Here is a 1,281-nt window from a genome sequence, read left to right on the forward strand (position 1 = left end):
CCCATTTTCGCTGTGGCGGGAGACGGCTTCCCCGGCTCCACCCGCGGCGTCCCTGGCCGGCCGGGCTTCTGCGGATATCGCTATCGTTGGCGGCGGATACACCGCGCTTTGTGCGGCATTGCGCGCCATCGAGCGTGGGCTCAACCCGGTCATTCTGGAAGCGGCCGCAATCGGCTGGGGTGCGTCGGGCCGCAATGGCGGCGTGATCTCGACGAAGTTTCGGGCCTCGTTAAGCGACATCGCCAGACACCACGGAATCGAGACCGCCCGGCGCATGCACCGCATCGGGCATGATGCGATGGACTGCGTGGAGAGGAATGTCGAAGCGTTTGGCATTTCGGACGCCGGCTTTGCACGCAGCGGCAATCTGCGATGTGCGCACAATCCGTTGGCGCTGGCCCGGCTCGAAACGGAGGCCGAAACGGCAAGAACGCTGTTCGGCGACACCAGCCTGAGCGTGATCGGTGCCGACCAGACCAGAGAGGAAACCGGATCCGGCGCCTTTGTCGGCGGCGTGCTCTCCACCCATGCGGGCGTCATTCATCCTCTGAACTATGCGCGTGGGCTCGCCAGGGCCGTTCGGGCAGCCGGCGCAAACATCTTCGAAAGATCGCCCGTCCTTTCCTGCAGGAGGCAGGGAGAGCTGCATATCGTGAAGACGGCCGGAGGCGAGGTCGCGGCAAAGCATCTGCTGCTTGCCACCAACGGATACTCGGACATCAGTCCCGCCACCGCCGCCATTCGCGGAACGGTGATCCCATTTCGCAGCGCGATGATCGCTACCGAACCGCTCGATCCCGGCATTCGGGCTAAGCTGATGATCCGGGGCAGAAGCTACAGCGAGACCCGGCGCATGATGCGGTGGTTTCGCCCGGTCGGCGACCGGATGCTGTTCGGCGGGCGTGGTGCGTTCGGCAAGGCGGATTCGGCATCCGCCTTTCACGCGCTCGAAGTGGCGCTGAAGCAGATGTTTCCTCAGCTCAAGGATGTTGCGATCACCCATCGCTGGTCCGGCCTCGTGGCCATGACGATGGACAGTCTTCCGCAGGTGGGCATGCTGGAGGAACGCGCCGGCTTTGCGCTCGGCTACAATGGCGCGGGCGTTGCGCTGTCGAGCCTGATGGGGCCCCGCGCCGTCGACATGATGCTGGGCGATACGCCCGAGCTCGGCCTGATGCGCCGCGACGGCCCGAAGCCGATCCCGTTCTACTTCCTGCGGGAGCCGGTCGTGCGAACGGTGGCCGGCTGGTACCAGTTCCTCGACAGGATCGGCCGCTGAGA

The 1,281-nt window shown here is 65.4% G+C and carries 1 protein-coding gene; it reads left to right on the forward strand.

The features are described from left to right. Nucleotides 1-10 precede the first annotated feature (10 nt). A complete protein-coding gene (locus NA8A_RS24170; RefSeq protein WP_051018057.1) occupies nt 11-1,279 on the forward strand; it encodes an NAD(P)/FAD-dependent oxidoreductase in 1,269 nt (422 codons plus the stop codon). Nucleotides 1,280-1,281: the final 2 nt, after the last annotated feature.

This window comes from Nitratireductor indicus C115 (genome assembly GCF_000300515.1).
Classification (GTDB): domain Bacteria; phylum Pseudomonadota; class Alphaproteobacteria; order Rhizobiales; family Rhizobiaceae; genus Nitratireductor; species Nitratireductor indicus.